This window comes from Salinibacterium xinjiangense (genome assembly GCF_014645015.1).
GTDB lineage: Bacteria > Actinomycetota > Actinomycetes > Actinomycetales > Microbacteriaceae > Rhodoglobus > Rhodoglobus xinjiangensis.
In genome coordinates, this window is record NZ_BMLC01000004.1 from 159,616 (window position 1) to 173,391 (window position 13,776).

Below are 13,776 nucleotides of genomic sequence, written 5' to 3' on the forward strand. Positions count from 1 at the left end.
CTGTGGCCGCGCTCCCGGTGTGGCCTGATTGGAGGGAAGGCCATGTCGCCATCTGCGGTCACGTCCTGACAGGAATCTTCGGCCTTCGTCGAAGTGGCCTCCGTTTTCGGTTCGCCCAGGAAGGACGGCCCTGGCCGTGAACCCCAGCTCCCGCAGGGATTTTCAGTCGGTCCTGGCGTCGGCGGCGGTAGCGGCGGCGGCGGCGTCGTCGTTCGGGCGGGATTCGTGGTGGCGGGCGCCGGCGGTGCGCCGCTGCTCTTTCATCTCAGCTTCGAACAGGTGTCGCTTCCCGTCGACCAGCGCCACCCTCGCGTCGCGCTCTGCGTCGACGAAGGGTTGGTAATAGTTCGCGTCGTAGTCCTCGACCACCTGGAACGTCCAGCGGCCCTCGATCACGTTGCGACCGACGATGTCATGGTCCAGTTGGTCGGCGAGTTCGGTGTGTCCCGCATCGCGCAGCATGTCGACCGCTTCACCGAGGGCCAGGTCGGCCCTGCCGGTGAGTCGGTGGAAGGCGTACAGCAGGCCCCGGGCATTCTCGACTACCTCGAGGGCCTCGCTCAGTTTGCCGAGGGCCGCGACCGTGTCGTTGCTCACGCCAGCGGGGCGGATGTGAGCGTCATCCGGAACGTCATTCGTTGGCACAGGCAGGGCCCCTTTCGTTGCCTCTCACCATTCGTAGTTGGTGCCCGATCCTGCGTCAAGCAGTTGCCGGGGTGCAGGGTCAGTCGTGCTGGCGGTGGATGAGCCTCGACAGCACTATCGCACTGCGCGTGTGGTCGACGTTGGGGGCGAGTCTCAACTTCTCGAGCGCGACCTCGAGCGACGCGATATCTCTCGAGCGCATGTGCACTATCGCGTCGGCCGACCCGGTCACGGTGCCGGCATCCACTACCTCCGGAACGTCGAGGAGAATGCGCTTCAGTTCGTCGGGAGCCACGGTTCCCCGGCAGAACAGCTCGACGTACGCCTCTGTCGCGAGCCCATCTACGGCCGGATCCACCTGGATCGTGAAGCCGCGAATCACCCCGTCGCCCACCAGCCGATCGACGCGGCGTTTAACTGCGGACGCCGAAAGGCCGATCACGTCGCCGATATCCCCGTATCCGGCGCGTGCATTGAGCCTCAGCAGATCGATAATGCCGTGATCGAGGTTGTCCATGGCGCCAGACTAGGGCGAAAATCTGCGGAATGGCACCCAAAGACGCGAGTTCTGTGCGCATCAAGCCATGAAAGTGCGGATAGGTGCGTGGAACACTGGATGGATGACCGCTACAGACCAGCACCCCGCCCAGGACTCCACTACACCGACGCGCACCGCCACGAAGCGCACGGTGCTGATGTGCCGCCCGAGCTTCTTCACCGTCGTGTACCGGATCAACCCATGGATGGATCCGGAACTGCCCACAGACACCGCGCTCGCTGTGCGCCAATGGGAGACCCTGTACCAGGCGTACCTCGATCTCGGCTTCGACGTCGAACTCGTCGATCCGATCGATGGCCTGCCCGACATGGTCTACGCCGCAAACGGTGGCTTCGTGATCGACAACATCGCCTATGGCGCCAGGTTCACCCACACCCAGCGCCAGCCCGAAGGCCCCGCATACATGGACTGGTTCGGCGCGAACGGCTTCGACGTGCGGGTGCCGGTCGAGGTCAACGAGGGCGAGGGCGACTTCCTGCTGGTGGGTGGAGTGATTCTCGCGGGCACGGGTTTCCGCAGTGCATCCGACAGCCACCGTGAGCTCGCCGAGATCTCGGGCCGCGAGGTGGTCTCCCTGCACCTGGTCAACCCGAGTTTCTACCACCTCGACACCGCGATCGCGATCCTCGACGATTCGAACATCGCCTACCTGCCGTCGGCTTTCGACGAGCCATCGCTCGACATTCTGCGTGCGCGCTTTCCCAACGCGATCATCGTGACCGAAGAGGACGCGGCCGTGCTGGGGCTCAACTCGTTCAGCGATGGATACAACGTGGTCATCGCCGCGCGCGCGAAAGACTTCGAGCGCCAGCTGCGCGAGCGCGGCTACAACCCGATCGGTGTCGACCTGTCTGAACTGCTGCTCGGTGGGGGCGGCGTGAAGTGCTGCACGCTGGAGCTGCGCCGCTGATCCACGAGCGCTAGTCGTTCAACTCCGCCGTCTCGAACTCGGGCGCCCAGCTGATGGGGACGGATGCGGTGATCAGGCTTCCGTCAGCGCGCCGGGCGTCTCCGACGGTGATGGTCTTCGGGGCGCCCGGGGTGCGTGGCCCGTGGTGGTCCAGCGAGACCGTCACGGGTGCAGCCCCGGTGACGACGACCTCGAGACCACGGACGGTGAACGACACGATCGCACCGGCCGCGGTCGTGACGACCTCGGAGGTGAAAGTGACGTCGTGCTCCGTGACATCGACGCGCACCCGGGTGCCGTTGATCATGATCCTGTAGCTGAGCCTGTCCCAGCCCTCGGGCAGCCGAGGGTCGATGGTGAAGCGACCTTCGTGGTCGCGCAGGCCACCGAATCCGAAGACCAGGGCACTCCACATGCCGCCGGTGGAGGCGATGTGCACCCCGTCTGCTGAGTTCTTGTGCAGGTCGGCGAGGTCGACGAACAGGCCGTCCATGAAGTACTTCAGGGCCAGCTCGCTGTAGCCGACCTCGGCAGCGATGATCGACTGCACCACGGCAGACAGGGTGGAGTCTCCCGTGGTGATCGGGTCGTAGTAGTCGAAGTCCGACTTCTTCTCTTCAGCCGAGAACTTGTCGCCCTGCAGGAACAGCGCGAGCACGACATCGGCCTGCTTGATCACCTGGAAGCGGTAGATGACGAGCGGGTGGTAGTGCAGCAGCAGCGGTCGCTGGTCGGCGCCGGTCTTGGAGAGATCCCACATTTCCTTCTCCAGGAACTGCGCATCCTGCGGGTGGATGCCCAGCACCGGGTCGAACGGAATGAACATGGCCGCGGCGGCGGCCGTCCACTCCTCCACCTCCGCCTCCCCGAGGGAGAGCCGCGCCACCATGTGTGCGTAGCTGGCCGGATCGAGTTCACGCAGTGACTGCACCGCAAGCGCTGCGCACCGCAGGTTCGCACCGGCCATCACGTTCGTGTACAGGTTGTCGTTGACGACGGTCGTGTACTCATCCGGGCCGGTCACGCCGTGGATGTGGAACTTCGGGGTGCCGTTCGAACGCCAGAACCCGAGATCCGCCCACATGCGTGCGGTCTCGACGAGGATGTCGATCGCGCCCCTCACCAGGAAGTCGGTGTCGCCGGTGGCCGCGACGTACTGCGTGAGCGCGAAGGCGATGTCGGCATCGATGTGGTACTGCGCGGTGCCAGCGGCGTAGTACGCAGATGACTCCTCGCCGCTGATCGTCCGCCACGGGAACAGGGCGCCATGCTGGTTGAGTTCGCCCGCGCGCATCCGCGCATCCTCGAGGATGGAATATCGGAAGCGGAGGGCATTCCTGGCAGCGATCGGCGAGGTGTAGGTCAATACGGGAAGCACGTAGATCTCGGTGTCCCAGAAGTAGTGCCCGCCGTATCCGGTGCCGCTGACACCCTTGGCTGCGACACCCTGCCCGTCGGCGCGCGCCGACGCCTGTGCGAGCTGGAACAGATTCCAGCGCACGGCCTGCTGCACGACGGGCTGGCCGTGTATTTCGACGTCTGTGCGATCCCAGAAGTCAGCCAGCCACTCGCGCTGCTGTTGCGCGGCGAACTCGTGGCCTTCCGCTGCCGCACGGTCGAGGGTTCGGTCACTGCGGTCCGCAAGCTCGCGCGTGGGCACGCCCCGCGAGCTGTGGTAGCTGATGTTCTTCACGATCCTGATGCGCTGGCCGGCTTTCGCCTTCACGCGATATACGTGCTTCGCGAGGTCGTCGCTGAGGGAGGTCGACTCCTCCCACTCGTTCTCGGTGTCGATGGTGTGATCGATGCCGGCCACGACAGTCATGCCGGAGTTGGTGCAGCGGAAGCCGAGCGTGTATCGGGCGCCGATCACCCGCTTGAGCCTCGGTCGCAGCACGCGCTCGGTGAGAGCCTCGGCCTTTCTCGGGTCGAAATCGGCCTTGGTGGCGCGACCCTTCTCGAACTCCGCCGGGGGCTGGTCGAACTCGTCGATGCCATCCTGCCGGTTGAAGAGCTGGCTGGAAATGGCGACCGATGCGTCAGCGTCGAGCACGGTTACGTCGTAGACGATGACCCCGAGGTGGCGGTCGACGAACGAGACCATACGCCGGGAATCCACCTGCACCTGCTTACCGGATGCCGTGCGCCACAGTAGCGAACGGGTCAGCGCGCCCTCCTCGAAGTCGAGGCGGCGGCGGAAGTCGAGCAGGTCTGCTTCGGGCAGGATGAACGGCTCATCGTCGACGTAGAGCCTGATGATCTTGGCGTCGGGCACGTTGACGATGGTCTGGCCGACACGTGCGAAGCCGAAGGCCTCCTCGGCGTGCCGGATGGGCCACGTCTCATGGAGGCCGTTGATGAAGGTGCCGTGGACGTGGCCGGCACGGCCCTCATCCATGTTGCCGCGCATGCCGACGTAGCCGTTGCCGACCGCGAACAGTGTCTCGGTGTTGCCCATGTCGTCGGAACTCGGGGTGATCTCGACGAGCGCCCACTCGTCGACGGGGAATCGGGTTCGATCGAGCGGATCGCTCCAGTCACTTTCACTCGCTGTTTCACTCATGAGCGGGCTCCTGATGGGTAGGCGGTGATGGGCAGCATGTCTTCGAGGTCGGAGACCACGATGTCAGCTCCGGAGTCGAGCAGTTGCCGGGCTCCGGCGCCGCGATCGACGCCCAGCACGAGACCGAAGTCTCCAGCGCGGCCCGCCTGCACGCCGGAGTGTGCGTCCTCGATGACGACGCACTCGGCGGCCGTCAGGCCGAGCAACCCGGCCGCGCGCAGATAGGTGTCGGGGGCGGGCTTGCCGGCGATGTTCTGATCGGCGGCGACTATCCCATCGACGACGACCTCGAACCGGGAGGCGATTCCCGCGGCCTCCAGTACGGCCGGTGCGTTGCGTGAGCTCGAGACGACCGCGACCTTCAGGCCAGCCTCGGTGACGGCATCCAGGAACAAAATCGAGCCGGGGTATGGCGAGACGCCATCCTCCGCCAGCATGCGGCTGACGGTGTCGTTCTTCCGGTTGCCGAGCCCACAGATGGTGCCAGCCGTGGCAGGATCTGTTCGCTCACCCTCGGGCAATTCAATACCGCGCGCCGCCAGCATCGAACGGACCCCGTCGTAGCGGGGTTTGCCGTCGATGAAGTCGAAGTAGTCCTGTTCGGTATATGGATCGACTCCCCGCTCATCGAGGTAGGGAGTGAACAGCCGAGCCCACGCTGCCATGTGCACGTCAGTGGTCGGGGTGAGCACGCCGTCGAGATCGAAGAGCACCCCGCGGATTCCGTCGAGCGGAGGCGCTGGCGAATGAGGCTGGATGTCGGCCAAGGGCACGCTTTCCGTGAGTGGTGAAGAGTCGCGGTGACAGGTGGAGCGGCGACGCCGTCGGACCGTAGCTGCAATTGAACAGCATTCGCGGCCACAGTCCAACACGAAGAATCGTCGGCGCGATTAGATTCGAACTATGAGCTCCTTTCCTTCTGCGCTGCCCGAATCTTCAGCGATCCCTGTGAGGGGCGGCCCCACCCTCAACTGGGGCGTGCTGGGGCCTGGCGGAATCGCCGATGCATTCGTCAGTACCCTGCACGCCAATAGCGACCAGAGGGTGCTCGGGGTCGGTTCCCGATCGCCGGAACGCGCTGCAGCGTTTGCGGCGAAACACGGCATCCCGAACTCCTACGGATCCTATGAGGCGCTTGTCGGCAGCCCCGACATCGATGTCGTTTACATCGCAGCCCCGCACAGTGAGCACCGCGACCTCGCACTGCTGGCGCTCGCCGCGGGCAAGCATGTGCTCGTCGAGAAGCCGATCGCGCTGAGCGCTGCCGAAGCGCGGGAGATCGCGGCCGCGGCTGCCGCGGCTGGCCTGTTCGCCATGGAGGCACTGTGGACGCGGTTCCAGCCGAAGTCGACAGTGATCAGGCAACTGCTCGACGACGGTGTGCTCGGAGAGCTACGCCTCAGCACGGCCGACCTGGGCTTCAGGTTCGAGTTCGACCCGAATCACCGCCTCTACAACATGGAGCTTGGTGGTGGTGCGTTGCTCGACCTCGGCGTCTACCCGGTGTGGTTCAACCACTTCGTCATGGGTGTTCCGGATGCCGTTCGCGCCTCGGGATCCCTCGGATCGACGGGCGTCGACGACCAGGCGGCCCTCACGCTCGAATACGCAAACGGGGCGCGGGGCATCGCCGTCGCCACCATGCTGGCCCAGACCCGTTCCGGTGCGGAGATCGCCGGAACTGCCGCACGCATCGAGGTCGAGCCGAACTTCATAGCGGCGGGAGGATTCACCCTCCACGGAGCAGACGGTGCGCGCCTCGACTGGCGTGACAACCACGAGTTTTCGCAGTTCAGTGGCGGGCTGGTGTGGCAGGCCGCCGCGGTCGCGAAGCACATCTCGGATGGGCGCATCGAAGCGCCGGAGCATCCGCTTTCCACCACCATCGCCATGCTCGAGACGATCGACGACGCGCGAACACAGCTCGGGTATCCGCCCCGCTGATGACAGTTCTCACCCAGGATCTGCTCGAGCGCATTCGTTCGAGGGCGGCCGGCTACGACCGTGACAATTCGTTCTTCACCGAAGACCTCGACGAGCTGCGGGCGGCCGGATACCTCGCCCCGCGCTCGCTTCTCGACACCGCGCGCGACCAGCGCCTGCTCGCTGCGTACGCCCCGGCGACCGCCCTCGGCATCAACATGCACCTGGTCTGGGTGGGCGTGGCCCGGGCGCTCGCCGAACGGGGCGATCGCAGCCTCGACTGGCTGCTCGACGAGGCAGCGGCGGGAGAGCTGTTCGCGTTCGGGATAAGCGAGCCGGGCAACGACTCCGTGCTCTGGGATTCGAACACCATCGCCGAGCCCATCGACGGCGGATACACGTTCACCGGCACGAAGGTCTTCACCTCGCTCACGCCGGCGTGGACGAGGCTCGGCGTGTTCGGCCGCCACGGCGACACCCTCGTGCACGGGTTCATCACCCGCGACACCCCGGGATGGCGGTCTCTCGGTGACTGGGACATGCTCGGCATGCGCGCGACCCAGAGCCACACGACGGTGCTGGATGCCGTGTTTGTACCGACGTCGCGCATCGTGAGGACCCTGCCCATCGGGCCGAACGCCGACCCCTTCGTGTTCGGCATCTTTGCGAACTTCCTGCTTCTCATCGGCTCGGTCTACGCCGGCGTCGCCGACCGCGGGCTCGAGCTCGCCGTCGAAGCGGTGAAGCGCCGCACAGCTATGCACACCGGCTCGTCATACGCCCAGAATCCGGACTTCCGTTGGCGGATCGCGGATGCTGCCATCGCCCTCGACTCACTCGCCCCGCAGCTGGAAGGCCTCGCAGCGGACGTCGACGGGCTCGTCGACCACGGTGCATCCTGGTTCAGGAAGCTCACGGGCGCGCGGTACAGGTCGACCGAGACGGCACGGTACGTACTCGACCAGGCGATGCGCTCGGCAGGCGGCGGCGGATTCCGCGCCACGGGCGAGCTGGCGCGGCTGCAGCGCGATGTGCTCGCGGGCCTCTACCACCCGAGCAACTCGGAGGCGGTGCACTCGACGGTCGCGGCGAACCTGCTTGGCGCGCTGGAGTAGAGACGCCCCAGCGTTTCGATAGGTAGGGCGAAGCCTGCGACCGAGTGATGCGCTGGCCTTGCTTGATAGTGGGTGCAGCGCTACGCCAGGGCTCGCTCGAGCGCTGGCCGCCCGAGCTTCGCGGGGATGTCGCCGGGCAGCTTCTCGTCTGGATGGTGGCTGACGAGCACGACGATGCGGTCGGCGAGGGCGGCCCGAAGGTTCAGCATGAGCCGCTCGGCGTTGGCTGCATCGAGGTGGGCGGTGGGTTCATCCAGCAACACCAGGTCAGAGCGGGTGAGCAGCATCCTCGCCACAGCGAGCCTCTGGCGCTCGCCGCCGGAGAGCCTGTCGCCCAGCGAACCCGTGCGCGTGTCGAGCCCGAGGGGGAGCGAATCGACGAGAGCGCCGAGCCCGGCGGTCTGCAGGGCCTCGAACATCTGGGCGTCGGTGGGACGATCCGTGTGCTCGCGGGCGAGCATGAGATTTCCGCGGATGGTCGAATCGAACAGGTGCGCTTCCTGCGGGCACCACGAGATGCGCGACCGTAGTGATGCCGGGTCGATGGTGGCGGCATCCACTCCGTTGATGGATAAGGTGCCGGATGCCGGCGCGAGGAACCCCATGAGCGTGGCGAGCAGGGTCGACTTGCCGGAGCCCGACGGGCCCTCTGCGACGATCCAGTCGCCGCGGGTCGCTGTCGCCGTGATCGGTCCGAAGTTCGCGGAGTCGCCCCAGCCCACGGCCAGCGCGTCGAGCTGCAGTGTGTCGATCTGGCTGATGGAGACCGTGCCTGCCGTCTCGTTGCGAGCCTTCGTGATCAGACGCACCTTCGCGAGTGCGCCGGCCAGGGCCGGCCACTGCTGCACGGCCTCGACCATGCCGGTGAGTGGTTCGATGAGAGCGATCGGCAGCAGCACGAGAACGGCGACGATGCCCGGCTCGAGGGTTCCGGCGGCCGCGGCGGGTGCGGTGGCTGCCAGCATCGCGATGGATGCCGCACCGCAGGCCAGTACGACGACGCCGTTACCGAGCCCCAGCGCTGCCGCACCCCGGCGAGCGTGCCCGCCAGCAGCGGTGTCGAGTGCCGAAAGCCTCGCGAGCATCCTGTCACCGATGCCGTTCGCCCGCAGGTCGCTCGCCGCGCCGACCATCGAGCTGAACTGGCGCACGACGGCGGTCTGGGTGTCGGCGAGACCGCGAGCGGCTGAGCGGTCTGCCGTCGCCGCGAGCAGCGGGGCGACGATGAGGCTGAGGAAGATCGCCCCGAGCACGACGGGCACGGCGGGCTGATGGAGGGAGGCCGTGGCGATGATGGCGGCGGCGGCGGTGGTGACGGCGACGCTGGCCGGCATGATCACCCTGGGTACGAGATCGCGCACGCGATCGGCCGCTGCGACCAGGTGGTCGAGTGCGTTGGCGCCGGTCGCGACCGAGCGTGAGCCGACCCCTGCAGCGGCGAGTCCGCTCCAGAGTCGCCCTCTGAGACCTGTCACGGAGCCGAGCACGGCGTCGTGCGTGACCAATCGTTCGCAATACCGCAGGGCCGCGCGGCCGAGGCCGAAGAAACGCACTCCGACGATCGCCACAGTGAGGTACATGATGGGCGGCTGTTCGCTGGCCCGCACGATCAGCCAACCGGAGAGTGCCGTCAGGCTGACGGCGAAGATGGATGCTCCCGTTCCGAGGGCTACAGCGGCAAGCATCCGGCCGGCAGTAGGTCGCAGGAATGCGAGGAGCTCGGCAAGTATGCCGCTGGAGGCATACGTGGTTTCGTGCATCGCTGGCACCTCCACGGTGGGCAGCTCGGCCTCGACGACCGCGCGGAATCCGCCCTGCTCGCCGAGCAACACGCGGCGGTCGGCGAGGCGCCTCATGCCCTCCTCGTGTGACGCGAAAATGATGGTCACGGTGCCACGGATCTCGGCGATCGCGCGCTCGACCTGCATCGCGTGTGCGGGGTCGAGGTGAGCGGTCGGCTCATCCAACAGCAGCACGGCAGCGCCACCAGCGACCCGCGCGAGTGCCCGCGCCACACCGACCCTGCGCAGTTCGCCAGGGCTCAGTCGATCAGGGTCATCCTCCGCCACAGCCGACAGCCCGAGCTGTTCGATGATGCGGGAGACGGCGGATGGATCATCCGAATACAGCGCGATCTCATCGCGAACCGTCGCGGCAATGGTGTGCGGATGCTGTGGGGCCCACGCGACAGATTCGGGATCGAATCCCGTGACGATGCCATCGCTGGCGGGAACGATACCCGCCAGCACACCGAGCACCGTCGACTTGCCCGCCCCACTGGGACCCTCGATCGAGGTCACCGAGCCGCGGTCGAAGATGATGTCGAGACCGTGGACGGCGGCATCGACTCGGTCGGGATAGAGCACTGAGATGCCGACCATGCGCAGCGTGGTCCCGGCCAACCGCACGTCGGTGGGCACCGGCTCGTCGATGATCGCGCGGGCGCGGCGCCGTGCAGACAGGCCGTCCTGTGAGGCGTGGAAGGCGGAGCCGAGCTCGCGGAATGGTGCGTAGCATTCGGGGGCGAGGATGAGCGCGACGAGCCCGACCGCGAGCGGCATGTCCCCGTTGACGAGCCGCAGTCCCACGAAGACGGCCACCACGGCGACCGAGATCGTGGAGATGATCTCGAGCACGAGAGACGACAGGAACGCGGTGCGCAGCGTCAGCATCGTGGTGGCGCGATGTTCGTCCGAAACCCTGCGCAACGCCTCCGACTGCTCATCGACACGACCGAGACCCACGAGCACCGGGAGCCCGCGAGCGAGCTCGACGAGGTGATCCGAGAGTCGCTGCAGAGTGGCGGATGCGGCATCAGCCCGATCCCGGGTGTGCATGCCGACCAACGCCATGAAGAGCGGCACGAGCGGCACAGTGATGATGACGACCAGTGCGCTGACCCAGTCGGCAAACAGGATGCGCGCACCGATGAGCAGCGGAATGGTCGCCGCCGTGACTACCGCGGGCAGGGCCGTGCGGTAGTAGTTGTCGAGCTGGTCGAGCCCCACTGTGGCGACGGCGGTCGCCGATCCCGTTCCGACGTCGGTGCCCGCGAGCATCCTGCCAGCGAGCTCTCGGCGCAGCGCCTCCTTGGCTCCGATGGCCGCCCGGGTGGCATAGGACTGCGCGGCCCAGGTCACGAGTGCGCGCACCAGTGCCGCCACGAGACCGAGGGTGACGGCATCCTGCCACCGGTCGTCGCCGTCGATGACCGAGACGATGCCGCGAGACAGCGCTTCGGCCATGCCGACCAGCGCCGTCGCCTTGAGCGCGGCAAGCACGCCGAAGACGAAGGTGCGGCGCCGATCGATGGTCATCGTGAAGCTATCGCGGGCTCGACGATGTGAGCTTCCGGCAGGTGGGTTTCAGACAGCCGACGGCGGAACACCCAGTAGGTGTAGCCCTGATAGACGAACACCAGTGGCAGGCCGACCGCGGTCACGACGCTCATCACGCCGAGCGTGTACGCGCCGCTGGAGGCGTTGGCGACGGTCAGGTCGAATGCGCTGTCGATCGTCGATGGGATCAGCACGGGGAAGGCCGCAGCGAAGATGGATGCGGCGCCCAGCACGAGGAATGCCGCAATTCCCGCGAAGGCCCTGCCTTCCCGGCCGGCGCGGGCGGCGGTCCAGCCGTAGACGACGGCGACGACGGCCAGCACGACGAGACCCCACGTAATGACGGTACCGGTGGTGAATTGCACGGCGAGCACCCAGCCCACGATCGGCAGCAGCGCCACCGGGGCCCAGCGCACCACGAAGGCGCGCGAGCGCTCCCGCACAGGCCCGAGCGTCTTCAGTGAGAGGAACACGGCTCCGTGCACGAGGCAGAACCCGACCACTGCGAGCCCACCGAGCACGGCGTATCCGTTCAACCACGCGAACGGTCCGCCGACCCTGTCGCCATTGGCGTTGATGGGAAGGCCGGTCGTGGTGAGGGTCAGCATGGCGCCGACACCGAAGGCTGCGACGAACGAGCCGATGCCGAGCGCGCGGTCCCACCAGGCGCGCCAGCGGTCGGTGGCGCCCTTGCCGCGGTATTCGATGGCGACCGCTCGGAAGATCAAGCCAAGCAGCGTGAGGGTCAGCGGGATGTAGAGCGTCGAGAAAAGCGATGCATACCAGAGCGGGAATGCCGCAAAGGTGGCGGCTCCCACGGTGATGAGCCAGACCTCGTTACCATCCCAGACCGGACCGATGCTGTTCAGCATGAGTCGGCGCTGGTTCTCGGTGCGCGCAGACACGAGCATGTGCATCCCGACGCCGAGATCGAAGCCCTCGAGCAGCAGATAGCCGATCCAGAGTGCCGCAATCGCGACGAACCAGATGGTGGGAAGAAGTTCCATGTCAGCCTCCTAGTAGGCGAACGCGAGAACGTCGCGCTTGCCCGGGTCGTCGGAATCGTCGGGGTGGTCGCTGTCATCGGCAGGATGCGCGAGCTCGGGCATCGCTGACGCGACTCCGCCGCGCACGTACTTCACCAGCAGCTTCAGCTCGAACACGAGGATCACGGCGTAGACCAGGGCGAAGGCGATCAGGGAGAAGACGATCTCTTCACCGGTGACGCCCGGCGAGACGGCGGCGGCGGTGAACATGAACACCCCGTCGACACCACCTGGCGTCGGGTTGGGGGCGACCACGAACGGCTGCCTGCCCATCTCGGTGAAGACCCAGCCGGAGATGTTGGCAGCGAAGGGGGCCGCGATGCTGAGTAGCGCTGTCACCATCATGATCTTCGACTTGGGCACTGTGCCCTTGCGGGTGAGCCAGAGGGTCAGCACGGCGAATCCTGCCGCCAGGATCCCGAACCCGATCATCAGCCTGAAGCCCCAGTATGTGACCTCCATGAGCGGGAGGTAGTTGATGGCCTGGCCTGCGCGCTCACCGTAAAGCGGGTTATCTGGAAGGTTGGTTCCGTACTTCGCCTGGTATTCGGGAATCAGGGTGTTGACGCCTTTGATCTCGGTCGTGAAATCACCGTGGGCGAGGAATGACAGGATGCCCGGAATCTCGATGATCCCCACCACCTCGTCACAGTTCTGCGAGCCGAGGTTGCCGATGGACAGCACGGAGAAGCTCGTGCCGTCCTGGCAGGCGGCCTCGGCGGCGGCCATCTTCAGTGGCTGCTGCTCGAACATGAGCTTGGCCTGCAGGTCGCCGGTCAGTGCTACTCCACCGAATCCGATGATCGCTACCACGCCTCCGATGCGCAGGCTCTTGATCCAGACCGAGTGGTCGGCGCGGTCGCGGCCCCGGATGTCCTGTCGTTCGCCGACGACGACCCGGCCGCGGGCATCCACGGTGTCGATTCCGTCACGACGGCGCTGCCAGAGCTGGTACCAGGAGATGCCTACCAGGAAGCCGGCACCGACCGCGAGCGCACCCATGATGGTGTGGCTGTAGGCGGTGAGTGCGGTGTTATTGGTCAGCACGGCCCAGATGTCGTTGAGCACGGGTCGACCGTCGACGAGTTCGACGCCGACCGGGTGCTGCATCCACGAGTTCGCGACGATGATGAAGAAGGCGGAGGCGATGGAACCGGCCACGGCGATCCACAGCGTGGCGAGGTGGATTTTCTTGGGAAGTCGATCCCATCCGAAGATCCACAGGCCGAGGAAGGTGGATTCGAAGAAGAACGCGAGCAGGCCCTCCATCGCGAGGGGTGCGCCGAACACATCGCCGACGAACCTGGAGTATTCGCTCCAGGCCATTCCGAACTGGAATTCCTGCACGAGGCCCGTTGCGACACCGATGATGAAGTTGATCAGGTAGAGCTTTCCCCAGAACTTCGTCATGCGGAGGTACTTCTCGTTACCGGAGCGCACCCACATGGTCTGCATGATCGCCACCAGTGGGCCGAGGCCCAGCGTCAGGGGCACCATGACGAAGTGATACACGGTGGTGATGCCGAACTGCCAGCGTGCGATTTCAAGCGGGTCCATCCGTGGTGCCTTCCTGCTGTTGGTCGGCGTTCTAGCCGGCCGCGTCCCCATGCCTCGGGTGGGCCGTCTACACCGGCAGGGCCTTGCTCCCGCCCGGTATCCCAAGGCGATTTCTACAGT

10 protein-coding genes are annotated in these 13,776 nt (G+C 66.3%); 3 read left to right on the forward strand and 7 right to left on the reverse strand.

Going from position 1 to position 13,776, the window contains the following annotated elements:
• Positions 1–162 precede the first annotated feature (162 nt).
• Entirely contained in the window at positions 163–645 is a 483-nt protein-coding gene (locus tag IEW81_RS12630; RefSeq protein ID WP_097061646.1) for a hypothetical protein, read from the reverse strand.
• A gap of 79 nt (positions 646–724) precedes the next feature.
• Positions 725–1,162, reverse strand: a complete 438-nt coding sequence (locus IEW81_RS12635; protein ID WP_097061647.1) for an Lrp/AsnC family transcriptional regulator — start codon at positions 1,160–1,162, stop codon at positions 725–727.
• A 103-nt stretch (positions 1,163–1,265) separates the two neighbouring features.
• Between IEW81_RS12635 and ddaH the strand changes: the two genes are divergently transcribed.
• Positions 1,266–2,114 carry a dimethylargininase gene (gene ddaH / locus IEW81_RS12640; protein ID WP_097061648.1) on the forward strand — a complete coding sequence of 283 codons (849 nt, stop codon included), beginning with the start codon at positions 1,266–1,268 and terminating at the stop codon, positions 2,112–2,114.
• 10 nt (positions 2,115–2,124) lie between these two features.
• On the opposite strand, the gene IEW81_RS12645 is transcribed toward ddaH, so the two are convergent.
• Both IEW81_RS12645 and IEW81_RS12650 read right to left on the reverse strand, forming a co-directional pair.
• On the reverse strand, positions 2,125–4,677 hold the full coding sequence (locus IEW81_RS12645; protein ID WP_097061649.1) for a glycoside hydrolase family 65 protein: 2,553 nt from the start codon (positions 4,675–4,677) through the stop codon (positions 2,125–2,127).
• Positions 4,674–5,444 (reverse strand): HAD family hydrolase, encoded by a 771-nt coding sequence (locus IEW81_RS12650; RefSeq protein ID WP_268236667.1) that lies wholly within the window; start codon positions 5,442–5,444, stop codon positions 4,674–4,676. The genes IEW81_RS12645 and IEW81_RS12650 overlap by 4 nt, the downstream gene beginning before the upstream one ends.
• A gap of 136 nt (positions 5,445–5,580) precedes the next feature.
• Between IEW81_RS12650 and IEW81_RS12655 the strand changes: the two genes are divergently transcribed.
• Positions 5,581–6,621, forward strand: a complete 1,041-nt coding sequence (locus IEW81_RS12655; RefSeq protein ID WP_097061650.1) for a Gfo/Idh/MocA family protein — start codon at positions 5,581–5,583, stop codon at positions 6,619–6,621.
• Entirely contained in the window at positions 6,621–7,715 is a 1,095-nt protein-coding gene (locus IEW81_RS12660) for an acyl-CoA dehydrogenase family protein (protein ID WP_097061651.1), read from the forward strand. Before IEW81_RS12655 ends, IEW81_RS12660 begins: the two co-directional genes overlap by 1 nt.
• 80 nt (positions 7,716–7,795) lie before the next feature.
• On the opposite strand, the gene cydC is transcribed toward IEW81_RS12660, so the two are convergent.
• Genes cydC through IEW81_RS12675 form a run of 3 tightly spaced genes read right to left on the reverse strand, consistent with a single transcriptional unit; the run spans position 7,796 to position 13,656 of the window.
• Entirely contained in the window at positions 7,796–11,032 is a 3,237-nt protein-coding gene (gene cydC / locus IEW81_RS12665) for a thiol reductant ABC exporter subunit CydC (RefSeq protein WP_097061652.1), read from the reverse strand.
• Complete coding sequence (cydB, locus tag IEW81_RS12670; RefSeq protein ID WP_097061653.1) at positions 11,029–12,060, reverse strand: cytochrome d ubiquinol oxidase subunit II; 1,032 nt, start codon at positions 12,058–12,060, stop codon at positions 11,029–11,031. Before cydB ends, cydC begins: the two co-directional genes overlap by 4 nt.
• 9 nt (positions 12,061–12,069) lie before the next feature.
• The gene (locus IEW81_RS12675) at positions 12,070–13,656 is read right to left on the reverse strand and encodes a cytochrome ubiquinol oxidase subunit I (protein ID WP_097061654.1); all 1,587 of its coding nucleotides are present in this window, start codon (positions 13,654–13,656) and stop codon (positions 12,070–12,072) included.
• Between the last annotated feature and the right edge of the window lie 120 nt (positions 13,657–13,776).

What these genes read in the sequence shown, in the direction of transcription:
- ddaH (WP_097061648.1), top strand. Translation starts at nt 1,266, where the DNA reads ATGACCGCTACAGACCAGCACCCCGCCCAGGACTCCACTACACCGACG.
- cydC (WP_097061652.1), bottom strand. Translation starts at nt 11,032, where the DNA reads ATGACCATCGATCGGCGCCGCACCTTCGTCTTCGGCGTGCTTGCCGCG.
- IEW81_RS12660 (WP_097061651.1), top strand. Translation starts at nt 6,621, where the DNA reads ATGACAGTTCTCACCCAGGATCTGCTCGAGCGCATTCGTTCGAGGGCG.
- IEW81_RS12655 (WP_097061650.1), top strand. Translation starts at nt 5,581, where the DNA reads ATGAGCTCCTTTCCTTCTGCGCTGCCCGAATCTTCAGCGATCCCTGTG.
- IEW81_RS12635 (WP_097061647.1), bottom strand. Translation starts at nt 1,162, where the DNA reads ATGGACAACCTCGATCACGGCATTATCGATCTGCTGAGGCTCAATGCA.
- cydB (WP_097061653.1), bottom strand. Translation starts at nt 12,060, where the DNA reads ATGGAACTTCTTCCCACCATCTGGTTCGTCGCGATTGCGGCACTCTGG.
- IEW81_RS12675 (WP_097061654.1), bottom strand. Translation starts at nt 13,656, where the DNA reads ATGGACCCGCTTGAAATCGCACGCTGGCAGTTCGGCATCACCACCGTG.
- IEW81_RS12645 (WP_097061649.1), bottom strand. Translation starts at nt 4,677, where the DNA reads ATGAGTGAAACAGCGAGTGAAAGTGACTGGAGCGATCCGCTCGATCGA.